This window comes from Fusibacter ferrireducens (genome assembly GCF_015352425.1).
GTDB lineage: Bacteria > Bacillota > Clostridia > Peptostreptococcales > Acidaminobacteraceae > Fusibacter_A > Fusibacter_A ferrireducens.
In genome coordinates this window covers 112982-126010 of sequence record NZ_JADKNH010000009.1, presented here as the reverse complement: position 1 = coordinate 126010, position 13029 = coordinate 112982, and the positions used below count along the sequence as shown (strand labels likewise).

General features: G+C 38.7%; 12 protein-coding genes. 8 read left to right on the top strand and 4 right to left on the bottom strand.

Annotated features, from left to right (window positions below):
• Positions 1-95: 95 nt before the first annotated feature.
• A complete protein-coding gene (locus ISU02_RS15260; RefSeq protein ID WP_194702701.1) occupies positions 96-1148 on the bottom strand; it encodes a PocR ligand-binding domain-containing protein in 1053 nt (350 codons plus the stop codon).
• A 364-nt stretch (positions 1149-1512) separates the two neighbouring features.
• Here ISU02_RS15260 and ISU02_RS15255 point away from each other — a divergent pair, with 364 nt between their 5' ends.
• Both ISU02_RS15255 and ISU02_RS15250 read left to right on the top strand, forming a co-directional pair.
• A complete protein-coding gene (locus ISU02_RS15255) occupies positions 1513-2049 on the top strand; it encodes a GNAT family N-acetyltransferase (RefSeq protein ID WP_194702700.1) in 537 nt (178 codons plus the stop codon).
• Positions 2050-2194: 145 nt separating this feature from the next.
• On the top strand, positions 2195-2464 hold the full coding sequence (locus ISU02_RS15250; protein WP_194702699.1) for a sodium ion-translocating decarboxylase subunit beta: 270 nt from the start codon (positions 2195-2197) through the stop codon (positions 2462-2464).
• A gap of 202 nt (positions 2465-2666) precedes the next feature.
• Here the strand turns inward: ISU02_RS15250 and ISU02_RS15240 are convergent, their stop codons facing one another.
• Positions 2667-3767, bottom strand: coding sequence for an anaerobic sulfatase maturase (locus tag ISU02_RS15240; protein ID WP_194702697.1), 1101 nt, complete (start codon positions 3765-3767; stop codon positions 2667-2669).
• A gap of 18 nt (positions 3768-3785) precedes the next feature.
• Positions 3786-4559, bottom strand: a complete 774-nt coding sequence (locus ISU02_RS15235; protein ID WP_194702696.1) for a MurR/RpiR family transcriptional regulator — start codon at positions 4557-4559, stop codon at positions 3786-3788.
• Between the two features lie 251 nt (positions 4560-4810).
• Between ISU02_RS15235 and ISU02_RS15230 the strand changes: the two genes are divergently transcribed.
• The 5 genes from ISU02_RS15230 (at position 4811) to ISU02_RS15210 (ending at position 9295) form a co-directional block, all read left to right on the top strand.
• Positions 4811-6112, top strand: coding sequence for a PTS sugar transporter subunit IIC (locus ISU02_RS15230; protein WP_194702695.1), 1302 nt, complete (start codon positions 4811-4813; stop codon positions 6110-6112).
• 83 nt (positions 6113-6195) lie between these two features.
• Positions 6196-7683: a sulfatase-like hydrolase/transferase gene (locus ISU02_RS15225; protein ID WP_194702694.1), complete on the top strand. Its 1488-nt coding sequence runs from the start codon at positions 6196-6198 to the stop codon at positions 7681-7683.
• 12 nt (positions 7684-7695) lie between these two features.
• A complete protein-coding gene (locus tag ISU02_RS15220; RefSeq protein WP_228727842.1) occupies positions 7696-8019 on the top strand; it encodes a PTS lactose/cellobiose transporter subunit IIA in 324 nt (107 codons plus the stop codon).
• 28 nt (positions 8020-8047) lie between these two features.
• On the top strand, positions 8048-8350 hold the full coding sequence (locus ISU02_RS15215) for a PTS sugar transporter subunit IIB (protein WP_194702693.1): 303 nt from the start codon (positions 8048-8050) through the stop codon (positions 8348-8350).
• A gap of 114 nt (positions 8351-8464) precedes the next feature.
• A complete protein-coding gene (locus ISU02_RS15210; protein ID WP_323985051.1) occupies positions 8465-9295 on the top strand; it encodes a sulfite exporter TauE/SafE family protein in 831 nt (276 codons plus the stop codon).
• Here ISU02_RS15210 and ISU02_RS15205 read toward each other — a convergent pair.
• A complete protein-coding gene (locus ISU02_RS15205) occupies positions 9292-10224 on the bottom strand; it encodes a glycyl-radical enzyme activating protein (protein WP_194702692.1) in 933 nt (310 codons plus the stop codon). The two genes, ISU02_RS15210 and ISU02_RS15205, sit on opposite strands and share 4 nt — an antisense overlap.
• Before the next feature lie 245 nt (positions 10225-10469).
• On the opposite strand from ISU02_RS15205, the gene ISU02_RS15200 reads away from it, so the two are divergent.
• Positions 10470-12881: a pyruvate formate lyase family protein gene (locus tag ISU02_RS15200; RefSeq protein ID WP_194702691.1), complete on the top strand. Its 2412-nt coding sequence runs from the start codon at positions 10470-10472 to the stop codon at positions 12879-12881.
• Positions 12882-13029 lie beyond the last annotated feature (148 nt).

Here is a 13029-nt window from a genome sequence, read left to right as displayed (position 1 = left end):
AGAACATTCAGTGGGCGCCTTTCATTGTTACTTCTAATTATACTGTAATTTTATACTGTAATTGTATGGAGAGCAAGGCGTCATTTAAAGAATTGCTATTTTAAAATCTGAGAGAGATCATGCGTCATATCCGTTATAGCGCCTAGCATTTCAGCAATACGCCTAATGGCGAGTTCTTGTTCCTTGGTTACATTTAAAGTGGCATTGCCCATGGCATTCGTATGATCGACAGAATTTTTGATTTGTGAAGTAAAGGATTTTACCTTTGTAACCGTTTCATTGGATCTCTCAGAAAGCTTTTGGATTTCTCTTGCGACAACGCCGAAACCGAGACCAGCTTCTTTGGCACGCGCGGCTTCTATTGTGGCGTTTAGACCCAACATTTTCGTTTGGTTTGCAATCACTGAGATGGAACCGATCACATCGTCTATCTGTTCAGAAACATGACTCACCGTTTGGATTTCAGAAGTCAATTTGATTTGATTTTCCGTGACATCTGAAGCAGAGGCAGTGAGTTCTTCTAAAGTGGCCATAGCCTCTTGAATGTGATCGTCCAACGTGTGAAACATCTTGGATAAAAGCAGTTTTTCATAGCCCATGTTCGAAATTTCCGTAGCCACAATATAGAGCAAATCGGCGGCAGCTTTAATTTGAGATTCGGGTAATATAGGTACTTTTGCCAAGGCTTCTAAATATTCATCAGGATCGACGCCGATATTTTTGGCAATTTGAATGAATTTATCAGGATCTGGTTGATCTGCAAGGACCTGTCCACCTAAGATGGACCCCATTTGTTGCCCGTTTACAATTATAGGGGCGCCAAAATCCATAAGCCCATTTTCACAGAAATAAACAGCAGGTTTGCCCGTTCTAGCACTTTCAGCACCTCCAAAGGCATCGCTTTTCTTACAACGTGCAAGCCCTTTTTCACACCCTCTGTTGAGATTCATACAGAAATCTGTAAAATTGGTAGGATTGGTGATTGGCGTACCTTCTTTGTCTGTACCTAGTCCTGCCACACCCACAGCACCTCCAAAGGCATCTAAGAATCGTTGAAGGAATTCAAGATTGATAACATCTTTGAGTTCGAATGAGATTGAGTCCTCTAATTTGGATATTGCTTGATCAGTTGTATCGAATCTGTACATCTAAACGCTCCTTAAAATCTTATTTTGAAACTCTAACGATATAAAAAAAGTATAGCAAAAGGGAAATTAAGAGGCTGGGAGATTTTTATTGGAAAAGTGTATTTTATTAACAAATTTACTTTTGTTTGAGAAGTTTTTTCGTAAAGGTTCAAATCCAATCTTTTGAAACGCTTTTATTTACAGTTGCATGACAACATAGAGATGGCTGTAGACGTGATAGAGGCAAAATGTTAGGATAGTAAAAACAAGTGTCATTAAACGGTGATAGAGGCATTAGGCTATTATGTGTATGTGAACAGTAGTATAATCAAATCGTGAAACGCATAAATACAGTGACATCTATAGAGGTGGTTTGGAGGATATTATGACTTATAAACTTATAAAATTTGATGAAATCAGTGAAAGCGCTTATATGGACTATATTTCAGAGTGGGAAAATAACAATGAGGTCATCGTGCCTTATGCTGCAAGGCGTGATGGCATGACTTTTGATGCTGTACAGAAGAGGTGGCAAAATGATACCACAGATGCAGTGAGAGCTAGTGGCTTTGTGCCTTCAACGCTCTATTTCTTAGTGACTGAAGCGCATAAAGCGGTTGGCGCTATTCACTTTAGACATGAACTCAATGATCATTTAATGCAACATGGAGGTCATATTGGTTATGGCGTAAGGGCTTCGAAACGCCAAAAGGGTATTGCAGGCGTGATGCTTAAACTCATGCTGGATCAACTCAGAGTAGCAGAACCTTCACTAAAACGTGTTCTGTTGACTTGTGATGACCTAAATGAAGCCTCTGCAAAGACCATTGAATCCAATGGTGGGATCTTTGAGAACAAGGTCAGCGAGCAAAAATCAGAGGGTGAAACCATTTGGGTGCGCAGATATTGGATTTCACTTTAAAGTTATCCAGTTTCAAACATCAAGAGCGGTTTCAATATTTTGATGAGTCTAAATTAAGGTCTAAAGATAAGTGTTATTTTAGATAGGTTTTATTTTAAAAGAATAGGTTCTATTTTAATCGAAACAGAAAGGGAGTGTTCTTATTATGAAAAAATGGATGAAATTTGTTACGGTTATTTCGGGTATCTTTGGTACGCTGTTACTGATGTCAAATTGGCTCTTGAAAATAGCATTATCCATTTCAACAAAGATAGATTTAAGCCAACACGAAGCGGCTTCAATAGGGATCATAGGGGGTGCAGATGGCCCCACTACGATTTTTATTGGGACAAAAACACCAGAATTTATGAAGCTGATCGTTGTGGCAATTTTATATGCAATCACTGTGATTGGAATCAAAAATTGGCGCAAGTGAGCTTATTAGATATACTGAGACAAATGTTTATAAAAATTCAAATACGTATTTCAGAACCGCCTGTTTTCAAGGCGGTTTTTTTTATGTCCAAAAGACATGAAGTTAAGGGGTTAAAGTGCATGGGATGCCATAGTGGGTTGTCTCAAAAGGCGATTTTAAAGGACGCTCCTAAGGGACGGTCTTAAAGAACCCTGCTCATGGACTATCTGATCATTTGACATAATACCTTCATTCGATCAAGCGCATGTGCAAAAAAAGTTTTATAGGCCTCACAGTAGAGGTGGGGCTCATGAGATGAAGCCATCTGTCTGTAGCGACGACAGCCACCTTTACAAAGCAAATGATATTCGCAATCTGCACAGAGCGCATGGTTGATGCTGCCTTGTTTCAAGAATAAATTTGAAACAGGATGTGTTAAGAGGCTATCAAAAGATTCCGTGGCAATATTGCCAATCTTATAGGCATCTAAAACATAAAAATCGCAAGGGTAAACATCGCCATTGGCTTCGATAATATACTGCATACTGCAATGCCCCGTCATATCACAGGACTCTGGAGGATAGCCCTTTAAGAGCATGAGGTAGTTTTCAAACTGTCTAATAGAAATGATCTTACCAACCATGAGATCCGCATACCAAAGGTCAAACAGAGCGCATAGGAAACGACCGTAGGCCTCGCTGGATAACAATGGTGGGTCTGTGGAAGCTGCAAAGGGTTGGATACAGGGAATGAATTGAAGAAACTGAAAGTTTCTATTTCGATAAAAAGTGTAGATCTCATGAATATGAGATGAGATTGCATCTGTTACCACGGTTAGAATATTATACTCTACATGATATTGATTGAATGAATCCACCGTCCTCATCACCTCATCAAATGTTGGCTTGTCCAAGCTGTCTTTGCGATACGCATTGTGAGTCTGAGCAATGCCGTCCAAGGATAGGCCTACTAAAAAATGATTGTCGTGAAAAAAAGAGGCCCATTCACTTGTGAGCAGATAGCCATTGGTTTGAATCGAATAATGAATAGGCAGCTGTTTTATGTTATATTGATTCACCAAAGCAATCACTTTTTGATAAAAATCTAGTCCAGCTAAGGTGGGTTCTCCACCTTGAAAAGCAATCGTAAGCCATTCTGAAGCATAAGAAAAAGACTTTGACAAGATGACATCCAAAGTATCATAGGTCATATGTCCATACGAAGGCTGAAGTCTATTAGCAGCCACATCATTGTAAAAGCAATAGCTACAGTTTAGATTGCACGAACTGGAAACGGGTTTTAGCATGACGGTCAATGGTGGCATAAGAGACTCCTTTTCTACTTATTTCTGAGATAAGCGGGCAACTTCGCATAATAATATTTCAATGAAAATCAAAAATATAGCTTGATCGTCATAAAAATTTTGAGTTTGAGCTTGTCCAATATAGGGCAATACGATAGTGATGTCTGTGTTTTTGCTGATCGCTTTCAAATTTGGAGACATTGTAATAAGAACGGTGGTACAGCCACGTTCTTTTAAGCGTTGAAGCAGTTCAGGATATAGACGACTGCCCTTGCCAGCGATGGAAAAAAGAATACAGAGATCCCCTTGCTTAAGGATATCGGAATAGTCGGACATTTGCACAATATCGGATATGGCATTAGAAGGAATCCCAAGCCTCATCAACCTGTTAAAGAGCTGATTCGCAGCGAGATAGGTTCTATTGACGCCCCACAGTGTGATGTAATTAGCGTTTTGTATAAAATCTGCCAAATTCTGAATATCAATTTTATTGATAAAATTGGGAATTTGGGAGATGAATTTAATATAATTGTTGGTTATTTCAGTGATCGAATCTGTGTTGCCGTTTTCGGCACTGGGGATGTTCGATAATAAGTATTTGGACATGGAGAATTTAAACTCAGAAAAACCATCATAGCCTAATTTTTTACAGAGTCGAATAATTGCAGCATTAGAACTCCCCGAAAATTTAGCAATATCAGTAAGTGTGAAACGGACGAGCTTCATAGGATTATCTCTGATATAGTCGGCAGCAAGGCGTTCTGATTTTGTCATTTTTGGTCGATATTGATCAAGTAATTCAATTGGATTCATGAAATATTTTTATCTCCTATTTTACTTTTTATTAGGATTATATCAGAATAATTATCCAAAGTATATATAAAATAATATCCGAAAATATTCAAAGAAGACAATAAACCGTTGAAATAAGTTGATCGTATCATGAGTGTAATAAAAATACGTATTTTGAATAATAGTTCAAAAAAGTGTTGAAAAATTGTTCAGATTGAAATATAATCAAATCATCAATCAATGAGGATCAAATAAAAAATGGAGGGTGTTTTATGGAGAAGTTTCAAAGAATAATGGAAAGATCGTTGATTCCAGTAGCGACTAAACTTGCTTCAAACAAGTATTTGAAAGCTGTTAGCGGGGGATTTTCAGCTTTGTTGGTGATTGTTATGGTGGGTGCAATTGCCTCTTTATTGGCAGGACTAAACATTCCAGCTTATCAGGCTATTTTGATCAGTACAGGACTTAAGGGTATGATCGGTTGGATAAGCACCTATACGACTGGTATGATTGCACTTTATGCTGTATTTCTAATTGGCAAAAGTCTTGCAGATCAACTGGAATGCAAAGATCAATCCATTATAGTGGGGATTACGACTTTACTAATGTTTTTATTGACAATTCCCACAGGTGTCACAGGCGTTACTGAGGAGGGTGTAAAAGTTGTGACTGCATCAGCGATCAAAATCACTTATTTTGGAGCTCCAGGCTTGTTTACCGCTATTATACTTGGGCTGATTGTGCCCAATATTTACAATGTATTTGTCAAGAAAAACATTGTTATAAAGATGCCAGAAGGTGTCCCACCTCAGATTGCGAATGGGTTTTCAGGTATTCTACCTTGTGCTTTCTTAGCGATGGTTTTTATCATTATCAGATGGGGTGTATCGCTCACTTCATGGGGAACATTAAATGATATGATCTATGGGGTTTTGAGGGCCCCTCTAGGTACTTTTACTGAAAGTCCATTTACTTTTATGCTCCTGTTAATCGTATGCAATTTGTTATGGTGGTTCGGGATTCACGGCGGCATGGTGGTTATGCCATTTCTTTCTATTCTCTATATGACACCTGCCCTTGAAAATTTAGATGCACTTGCAAATGGCGTGGCAATGCCCAATTTATTAATGAATACATGGTGGTTTGTATTCGCGCAAGTAGGTGGTTCGGGCGGGATTATTGGCTTGACAATACTGATGACTTTCTTTGCCAAGAGCGAACGCTTTAAAGCAGTGGGTAAAATCGCCATATTGCCCTCTCTATGTGGCATTAGTGAACCCATAGTCTTTGGCGCGCCTTTGGTACTCAATGTGATGCTTCTAATTCCCATGATTTTGGCGCCGCTTGTGGCTTTCTTGCTATCCTATTTTATGACGGTTATTGGTGTGTTGCCTTATCTTAATGGCATACAACTTTCAACAGGCACACCGATTGTCTTTGCTGGCATTCTTGCAGGCGGGTGGCGTGCTGGCTTATGGCAACTGGTAATAGTAGTCATACAGTTTTTTATATATTTGCCTTTTTCCAAGATTTGTGATAAGCAAATACTCGATGAAGAAGCTCTGGAAAGTTAAGACGAATAGATAGAAATATAGATTCAGTAGAAATGCGAGTTAAAAAGAAATGCGATTTAAAATGATTATGGGAGAAAAACAATATGAATAAAAAAACAAATATTTTGTGGTATGTAGCAGATCAAATGCGCTGTGATTCTATGGCACATATGGGCAACATGGCCTCCATTACGCCAAATCTGGACACATTGGCTGAGGAAGGGGTTTCGTTTCGAAATGCATATTGTCAAAATCCCGTTTGTGTGCCATCTAGATGCAGTTTTTTGACGGGACTCTATCCGCATACGACTGGGCATAGAACGATGCATTATCTCCAGAGAGAAGAAGAGCCCAATATTTTAAAAGTAATGAAAGAGAACGGCTATGAAGTCATATGGATCGGGCGCAATGATGTCATTTCAGGTGGAAAAAGCAAGTCTGACTATTGTGATATGTACTTTGATGGTTTTGATCAAATAGAGAAGAGCCAAGCTGAAAATGGCAACACGACATTTCCGAGATTTAATATCTCTTTGGAAATGCCGGAGATTATGAAGGAAAAGAATCAGAAATATTCTTTTTATTTAGGTAAAATTGTTGAGGAAGACCGTGCACATTCTTTTGATTGGAACTGTATTACAAGTGCGCTTGACTATCTTGAACGACGTCGTAAGGAGCCCGATGCAAAACCTTTTTTTATCTATTGCACACTGATCTTTCCGCATCCGCCATATTGTTGTGAAGAGCCTTGGTTTTCCAGCATTGACAGAAGCAAACTGCCACCAAGGCGACCTGATGTTGAAACATTGACCAATAAAGCAAGCATCTTGACATCCATTCGAGAAAAACAGTGCTTGAAGGATTGGACAGAAGCTCAATATGATGAAATGCGAGCCGTTTATCTTGCGATGACATCTCGGTTTGACCATCAGTTTGGGTTATTGGCAGATAAGTTAAAAGAGAAAAAACTTTATGATGAAACAAGCATTTTTGTTTTTTCTGATCATGGAGATTACACGGGTGATTATGGGATTGCGGAGAAATGTCAAAATAGTTTTGAAGACCCACTGAGCAATATTCCACTTTTGATTAAACCTGCAAAGCAATTTTTAGTCAAGCCAGGCATTAGTAATACATTGGTTGAATTGCTAGATCTCCCTGCAACAGTAGCGGATATGACAGGCATTGAATTGGGATATAAACAATTTGGGCGATCATTGGTAAGTGTATTGGCAGGAGAAAAAATTCACAAGGATGCAGTGTTCTGTGAAGGTGGACGGCTTCATGAGGAAATTCAAGCAATGGAACCTGAACATGGACCAGATTCAATCTATTGGCCTCGGATATCCAGTCAGCATGATGAAGGTCCCACTCATACAAAAGCAACCATGATACGCATGGGCAATATGAAGTATACCATGCGATTATATGAAATGGACGAATTATATGATTTGGAAACAGATCCTATGGAAACCTGCAATGTAATTGATGATAACAATTATCAGGAAGTCTTAGTCCAAATGAAGCAACGCTTGTTGAGGTATTTTCTGGAGACAAGTGACTACGTACCTTCCAAAATGGACAAAAGATAGAGGAGAATGATTATGGTTCAAATGATTGACGAGAAGTATGAAGAAGTTGTAATGGGGCTTATTGTTTCAAGTGGGGATGCAAGGAGTTTAGCCATGGAAGCCATTCAAGCTGCAAAAGCTAAAGCCTTTGATAAAGCAAATGCTTTAATGGCAGAATGTGAGATTGCGTTGACAAAAGCTCATAATATACAAACAGAACTCATTCAAAAAGAAATTAGAGGAGAGCATGTGCAAATTATGCTTTTAATGGTTCATGCACAGGATCACTTAATGAACGCAATTGTTGTCAAGGAAATGGCAATGGAAATAATAGAGCTTCATCATAAGATTGAATAATTAAACTGTGGATTAGGAGGAAGTTGCTATGAAAAATATAGTATTGTTTTGTGCTGCGGGTATGTCTACCAGCCTTTTGGTCAAAAAAATGGAGAAAGCAGCAGAACAAGAAGGGTTTGAGTGCAAAATTGCAGCTCACAGCCTGAATGAACTAAAAACTTATGGGCCTGATGCGGATATTGTTTTGTTAGGACCTCAAGTGCGCTACAATCTTGACAAAGTAAAAACGGAACTTCCAGAGAAGCTCGTTGTAGTGATTGATATGAAACAATATGGCATGATGGATGGCAAGGGTGTATTGGAGATGGTGCATAAGACATTGGGAGAATAGCTTTCTATAGGTGAGAAGAACTGCACAAAGATGAGTTCTTCTCACCTTTTAAAATGATCGAGTTGAAAAGTACTTTTTGAAATTAAAAATAGGGTAGACAGGAGTGAAAGCATAGTGATATTCAATTATGCCATTATTGTGTTAGTGAGCTTTATGGCCTCAGTTGTAGGGTCTATTTGCGGCATTGGCGGGGGTGTTATCATTAAGCCCGTACTAGATTCATTGGGGATTATGAGTATAAGTACAATTAGTTTTCTATCTGGATTCACAGTATTGTGTATGTCAACTTATTCGGTGATTACAGTAGGCAGATCAGAAAAAACGAAGGCTAAGTTTAAGACAAAATTTTTAATATCTATAGGGGCAATAGTAGGTGGCGTACTTGGGAAAATGATATTTAGTGCAATGATTTTGCAGTTTGAAAATGTTGACCTCATTGGCGGCATACAAGCAGGTTGTCTCTTTATGTTATCGTTTGGAACATTGTTATATACCGTCAATAAAGAAAAAATTCATACGCATCATATTGTAAATGCAGTTGCTTGTCTAATAGCTGGAATCGTGTTAGGATTTTTGTCTGCCTTCCTTGGCATTGGCGGAGGCCCCTTTAATTTGGTATTGTTATCCTTTTTGTTCTCTATGGAAATAAAAGAGGCCGCACAGACATCGCTTTTTATCATTATGTTTTCTCAATTGGCAAGCCTGTGTATTACAATTGTAAGCAATCAAGTGCCCTCTTTAAATCTGTTTGTCACACTGGGAATGATGTTAGCCGGCGTTTTTGGCGCCGTGATCGGGAAAAAAATAAATCAAACCCTGAATTCTGCATGGGTGGATAAATTGTTTAATGTTCTTATTTTAGCAATCATGATTATTTGCAGTTATAACTTTTTAAGTCTATATAATGGCTTTGTTATGAGTATTTTGAGGTCCAGAATTATTTAGCCGCCAATTTTAACGGTTATGCCATATGACGCCATAATTTCACTTAATGAAAGTAACAATTCAGTTGAAGGGATCTCTATCTGTGGTGCTTCTGGCAGATTGAGACTTTCTCTTTTAGAATTACCCAGTCGATGATAAGGCAATAAATTGACCTCAACTTCTTGATGCAATTGTTTCTTTATAAATCGTGCAGTGGATTCAATGTTTTCGTAAGATGAGTTAAAACCCGGTATTATAGGTATTCTTACTATAACGGGTTTATGTAACTCATTGGAAATAAACTTTAAGTTATTGAGGATGAGTTCGTTAGGAACCCCTGTATATTTTTTATGCGTTGTGGTATTCATATGCTTTATATCATATAGCGCTAAGTCAACATGTTTAAATACATAATCAATTACTTCTGAAGATGCAAATCCGCAAGTTTCAAGTGCTGTATGTATTTTGTTTTCTTGAGATAGATGACATAATGCATGTGTAAATTCTGGATGCATCAAGGCTTCTCCGCCACTGATGGTCAAGCCGCCGCCAGATTCTAAATAGAAAATATGCTCCGCTTCTACCTTTTGAAAAACTTCAGAGACAGACATGTGAGCGCCCACTAATTCTCTAGCACCAGTTGGGCATGTCTGGATGCAACGGCCACAATCAGAACAGAGTGTTCTATCCGTAAAGGGTTGGCGTGCTGAATCGTTCATAAATTCAATGGCGCCATTAGGACATTGATCGACACATGCTCTACAGTTTATGCATTTGGCAGAATAGACCATTAATTGAGGACTACACTGTTGAGATTCAGGATTTTGACACCACGCGCATCGAAGTGGACAGCCCTTCACAAATACAGTTGTGCGTATGCCTGGACCATCGTGCAGGCAAAAGGACTGAATGTTAAAAATAGGTGCGGTTTTTTGAAGGTTTATGGTCATAGAAGTGCTCCTTAATCAAAATAATGACATGATATCAATACCATTCTATAAATCAGTTTATCTCAGCTCAAATTATAGTCAACCATTTATAAGAGATATATTCACAGGTAACAATGGATTGTGCATCACATATAGAGTTGTGCTGTATTACGTGAATACAATTGTTTCTGCGCCATACTTTATATATGATATCTATAATAAGAAGCTAAAAGAAAAGTCAATTTTTTTGAGAGGATAGGATAGAGATGACAGAACGTGTTAAAAGAATGATCAATAGTCTTCGCATCAATAAATACCCATTGTGCGTTGAACAATTTCGTTTGGCCAATGAATCGTTAGAGGTGACAGGAGGAGAGCCTATTTTGCTCAGAAGATCAAAGTTGCATGCTCATGTTCTTGACAATATCACCATTTTTATTGAAGAGGACGATTTGCTTTGTGGGTCTGGTGCGAGTAAACCTTTTGGCCTTGAAATGCAATACGAATACGGCGTATGGACAAAAGAAGAAGTAGAGTCTTTAAAGAGTGAAGTGTATACGATTACACCTGAAGATGAAGAAGAACTATATCATCTCAATGAGAAGTTTAGTAATAACTCAGTAAATAGTAATCTAATTGAAGCCATGGGAAAGTCTTTAGGCGAAAATGAACGCTTATGGCCATTTATGAAATCAGGCTGTATTCTTCCGCCTTGGAAAGACAAAAAGGGTGGATCTGGAGGTGGCTTTGCAATGTCAGGGTATGGGCTTGGCCCAGGATTTTCTCTGGTGTGCATAGATTATTCTCGTATTTTGCAAGAGGGTGCTAAAAGTATTATTTATGAAGCAAAAGAATGCTTGAAGAATTTAAAATACGATTCTGCAGATAGTATAGAAAAACGTAATTATTGGGAGGGTGTTGTCATCGTCTTTGAAGCATGGGTTCGCATGAGCAGAAGATATGCAGAATTAGCTGAAAATATGGCGCTTGCTGAAAAAGATAAAACACGTAAAGAGGAATTGCTTGAAATGGCAAGAGTCTGCCGAAAAGTACCTTATGAACCTGCGGAATCTTTTTATGAAGCTTTGCAATCGTTCTGGTTTACTTTTTTATTGGTGTGTCCTTCGCCAACATCCACAGCAGGTCGATTTGATCAGTACATGTATCCGTTTTATAAGAAGGATATCGATAACGGAAAGATAACAGATTCAGAGGTACTGGAATTACTAGAGATTATGCGTTGCAAGGTGATGAAAATCAATCGAGTATCTGGCAAAGCAAATAGAGCAAAAAATGCAGGTATGGCAAAATGGTATAACTGGACTATTGGTGGACAAAAGAAAGATGGTAGCGATGCAACAAATGAATTATCGTATCTTTTGCTAGATGCGGCTATTGAAACGCATTTGCCACACCATACACTAACGCTGCGCGTGCATTCAGGTACGCCTGAAAAGCTTATGATTAAAGCGCTGGCATGTGTCAGAAGTGGCGTAGGCTTGCCCGCATTTATTGGGGATAACAGTTTCATTAATTTTTTTGTGAATCAGAGTGAAACCAATCGCTTGTCCATTGAAGAAGCAAGGGATTATGTGCCAACAGGCTGTGTTGATGGCAATATTCCAGGGATTACCCGTACACAGGTGGCCACATTTTTCGTAGTTCCGCAAGCCATGGATATTTGTATGCATAATGGATTCTGCAGATATACAAATGAAATGGTTGGAAAGTCCTTTGGCGATGTAACTGAAATGTCAACTTTTGAAGAATTTAAAACGGCAGTTTTTAATGAAATAAGATATTTGATGTCCATGGCAAATGAGAGGATTAATGTAGAGTTGATTATAGAGCGAGAACTCTTTCCAGACGTATTCCGGTCTGCACTCATGAAGGACGGCGTAAAAGAGGGCAAGGATATGTATAATCGAAAGTTTGCCTTTGAAAACGGTGCGGTTTTGGGTGCAGTTGGAGGTGTAAACGCAGGAAATGCACTCTATGCCATAAAGAAGCTCATCTATGATCAAAAAAAATACTCTATGAAACAGCTTGTGGATGCTCTAGATGCGAATTGGGTGGGTTATGAAAGTATGCAACAAGAGTTTAAAGCTCAAGATAAATATGGCAATAATATACCTGAGGTGGATGCGTTAGTTGCGGCAATATATAAGTTGCATGCAGATGTTTGCTTAAGTCTCCCATGTGCATATGGAGATACTTTAAAGCCCAATGCCATATCCATTTCTGCACATCAACCTGGTGGCGAGTGTACTGGGGCCACTGCCGACGGTCGGAAAAGCGGAGAAATTCTTGCGGATGCCTCGTTATCCCCAGACCACGGGACGGATAAAAATGGTCCTCTGGCGGCTTTTATGAGTGCAATGCGCGTAAATCAAGACGCTTATCAGGGCACTTTAATGAATATGAAAATCTTACCGGATAATCTCAAGACGGAAGACGACCTAAAAAAACTGGGATCTATGATAAAAACATACTTGACACATGGCGGTAAGCACATTCAATTTAATATTGTAGATCAAGAAGAGATGGAAGATGCAAAACATCACCCAGAAAAACATTCTGAACTCGTGGTAAGAGTTGCAGGTTACAGTGCGTATTTCACGAAGTTGACGCCTCAAATACAAGATGAGGTTATTGAACGGACAGGACATAACCTGTAACGGATCGCATAAAGGTGCTGTTGACAATAATTTTAATTAAAAAAAATGACTATATGACCCCAAATAGATGGGAAAATATGGTCATTTTTTTGGAAAAGTATTGTCTATGCAGCGTCAGTGATGTGGCATTATAGAGATAAACCCGTTA

What these genes read in the sequence shown, in the direction of transcription:
- ISU02_RS15240 (WP_194702697.1), bottom strand. Translation starts at nt 3,767, where the DNA reads ATGCCACCATTGACCGTCATGCTAAAACCCGTTTCCAGTTCGTGCAAT.
- ISU02_RS15205 (WP_194702692.1), bottom strand. Translation starts at nt 10,224, where the DNA reads ATGACCATAAACCTTCAAAAAACCGCACCTATTTTTAACATTCAGTCC.
- ISU02_RS15200 (WP_194702691.1), top strand. Translation starts at nt 10,470, where the DNA reads ATGACAGAACGTGTTAAAAGAATGATCAATAGTCTTCGCATCAATAAA.
- ISU02_RS15250 (WP_194702699.1), top strand. Translation starts at nt 2,195, where the DNA reads ATGAAAAAATGGATGAAATTTGTTACGGTTATTTCGGGTATCTTTGGT.
- ISU02_RS15255 (WP_194702700.1), top strand. Translation starts at nt 1,513, where the DNA reads ATGACTTATAAACTTATAAAATTTGATGAAATCAGTGAAAGCGCTTAT.
- ISU02_RS15230 (WP_194702695.1), top strand. Translation starts at nt 4,811, where the DNA reads ATGGAGAAGTTTCAAAGAATAATGGAAAGATCGTTGATTCCAGTAGCG.
- ISU02_RS15215 (WP_194702693.1), top strand. Translation starts at nt 8,048, where the DNA reads ATGAAAAATATAGTATTGTTTTGTGCTGCGGGTATGTCTACCAGCCTT.
- ISU02_RS15260 (WP_194702701.1), bottom strand. Translation starts at nt 1,148, where the DNA reads ATGTACAGATTCGATACAACTGATCAAGCAATATCCAAATTAGAGGAC.
- ISU02_RS15235 (WP_194702696.1), bottom strand. Translation starts at nt 4,559, where the DNA reads ATGAATCCAATTGAATTACTTGATCAATATCGACCAAAAATGACAAAA.
- ISU02_RS15225 (WP_194702694.1), top strand. Translation starts at nt 6,196, where the DNA reads ATGAATAAAAAAACAAATATTTTGTGGTATGTAGCAGATCAAATGCGC.
- ISU02_RS15220 (WP_228727842.1), top strand. Translation starts at nt 7,696, where the DNA reads ATGGTTCAAATGATTGACGAGAAGTATGAAGAAGTTGTAATGGGGCTT.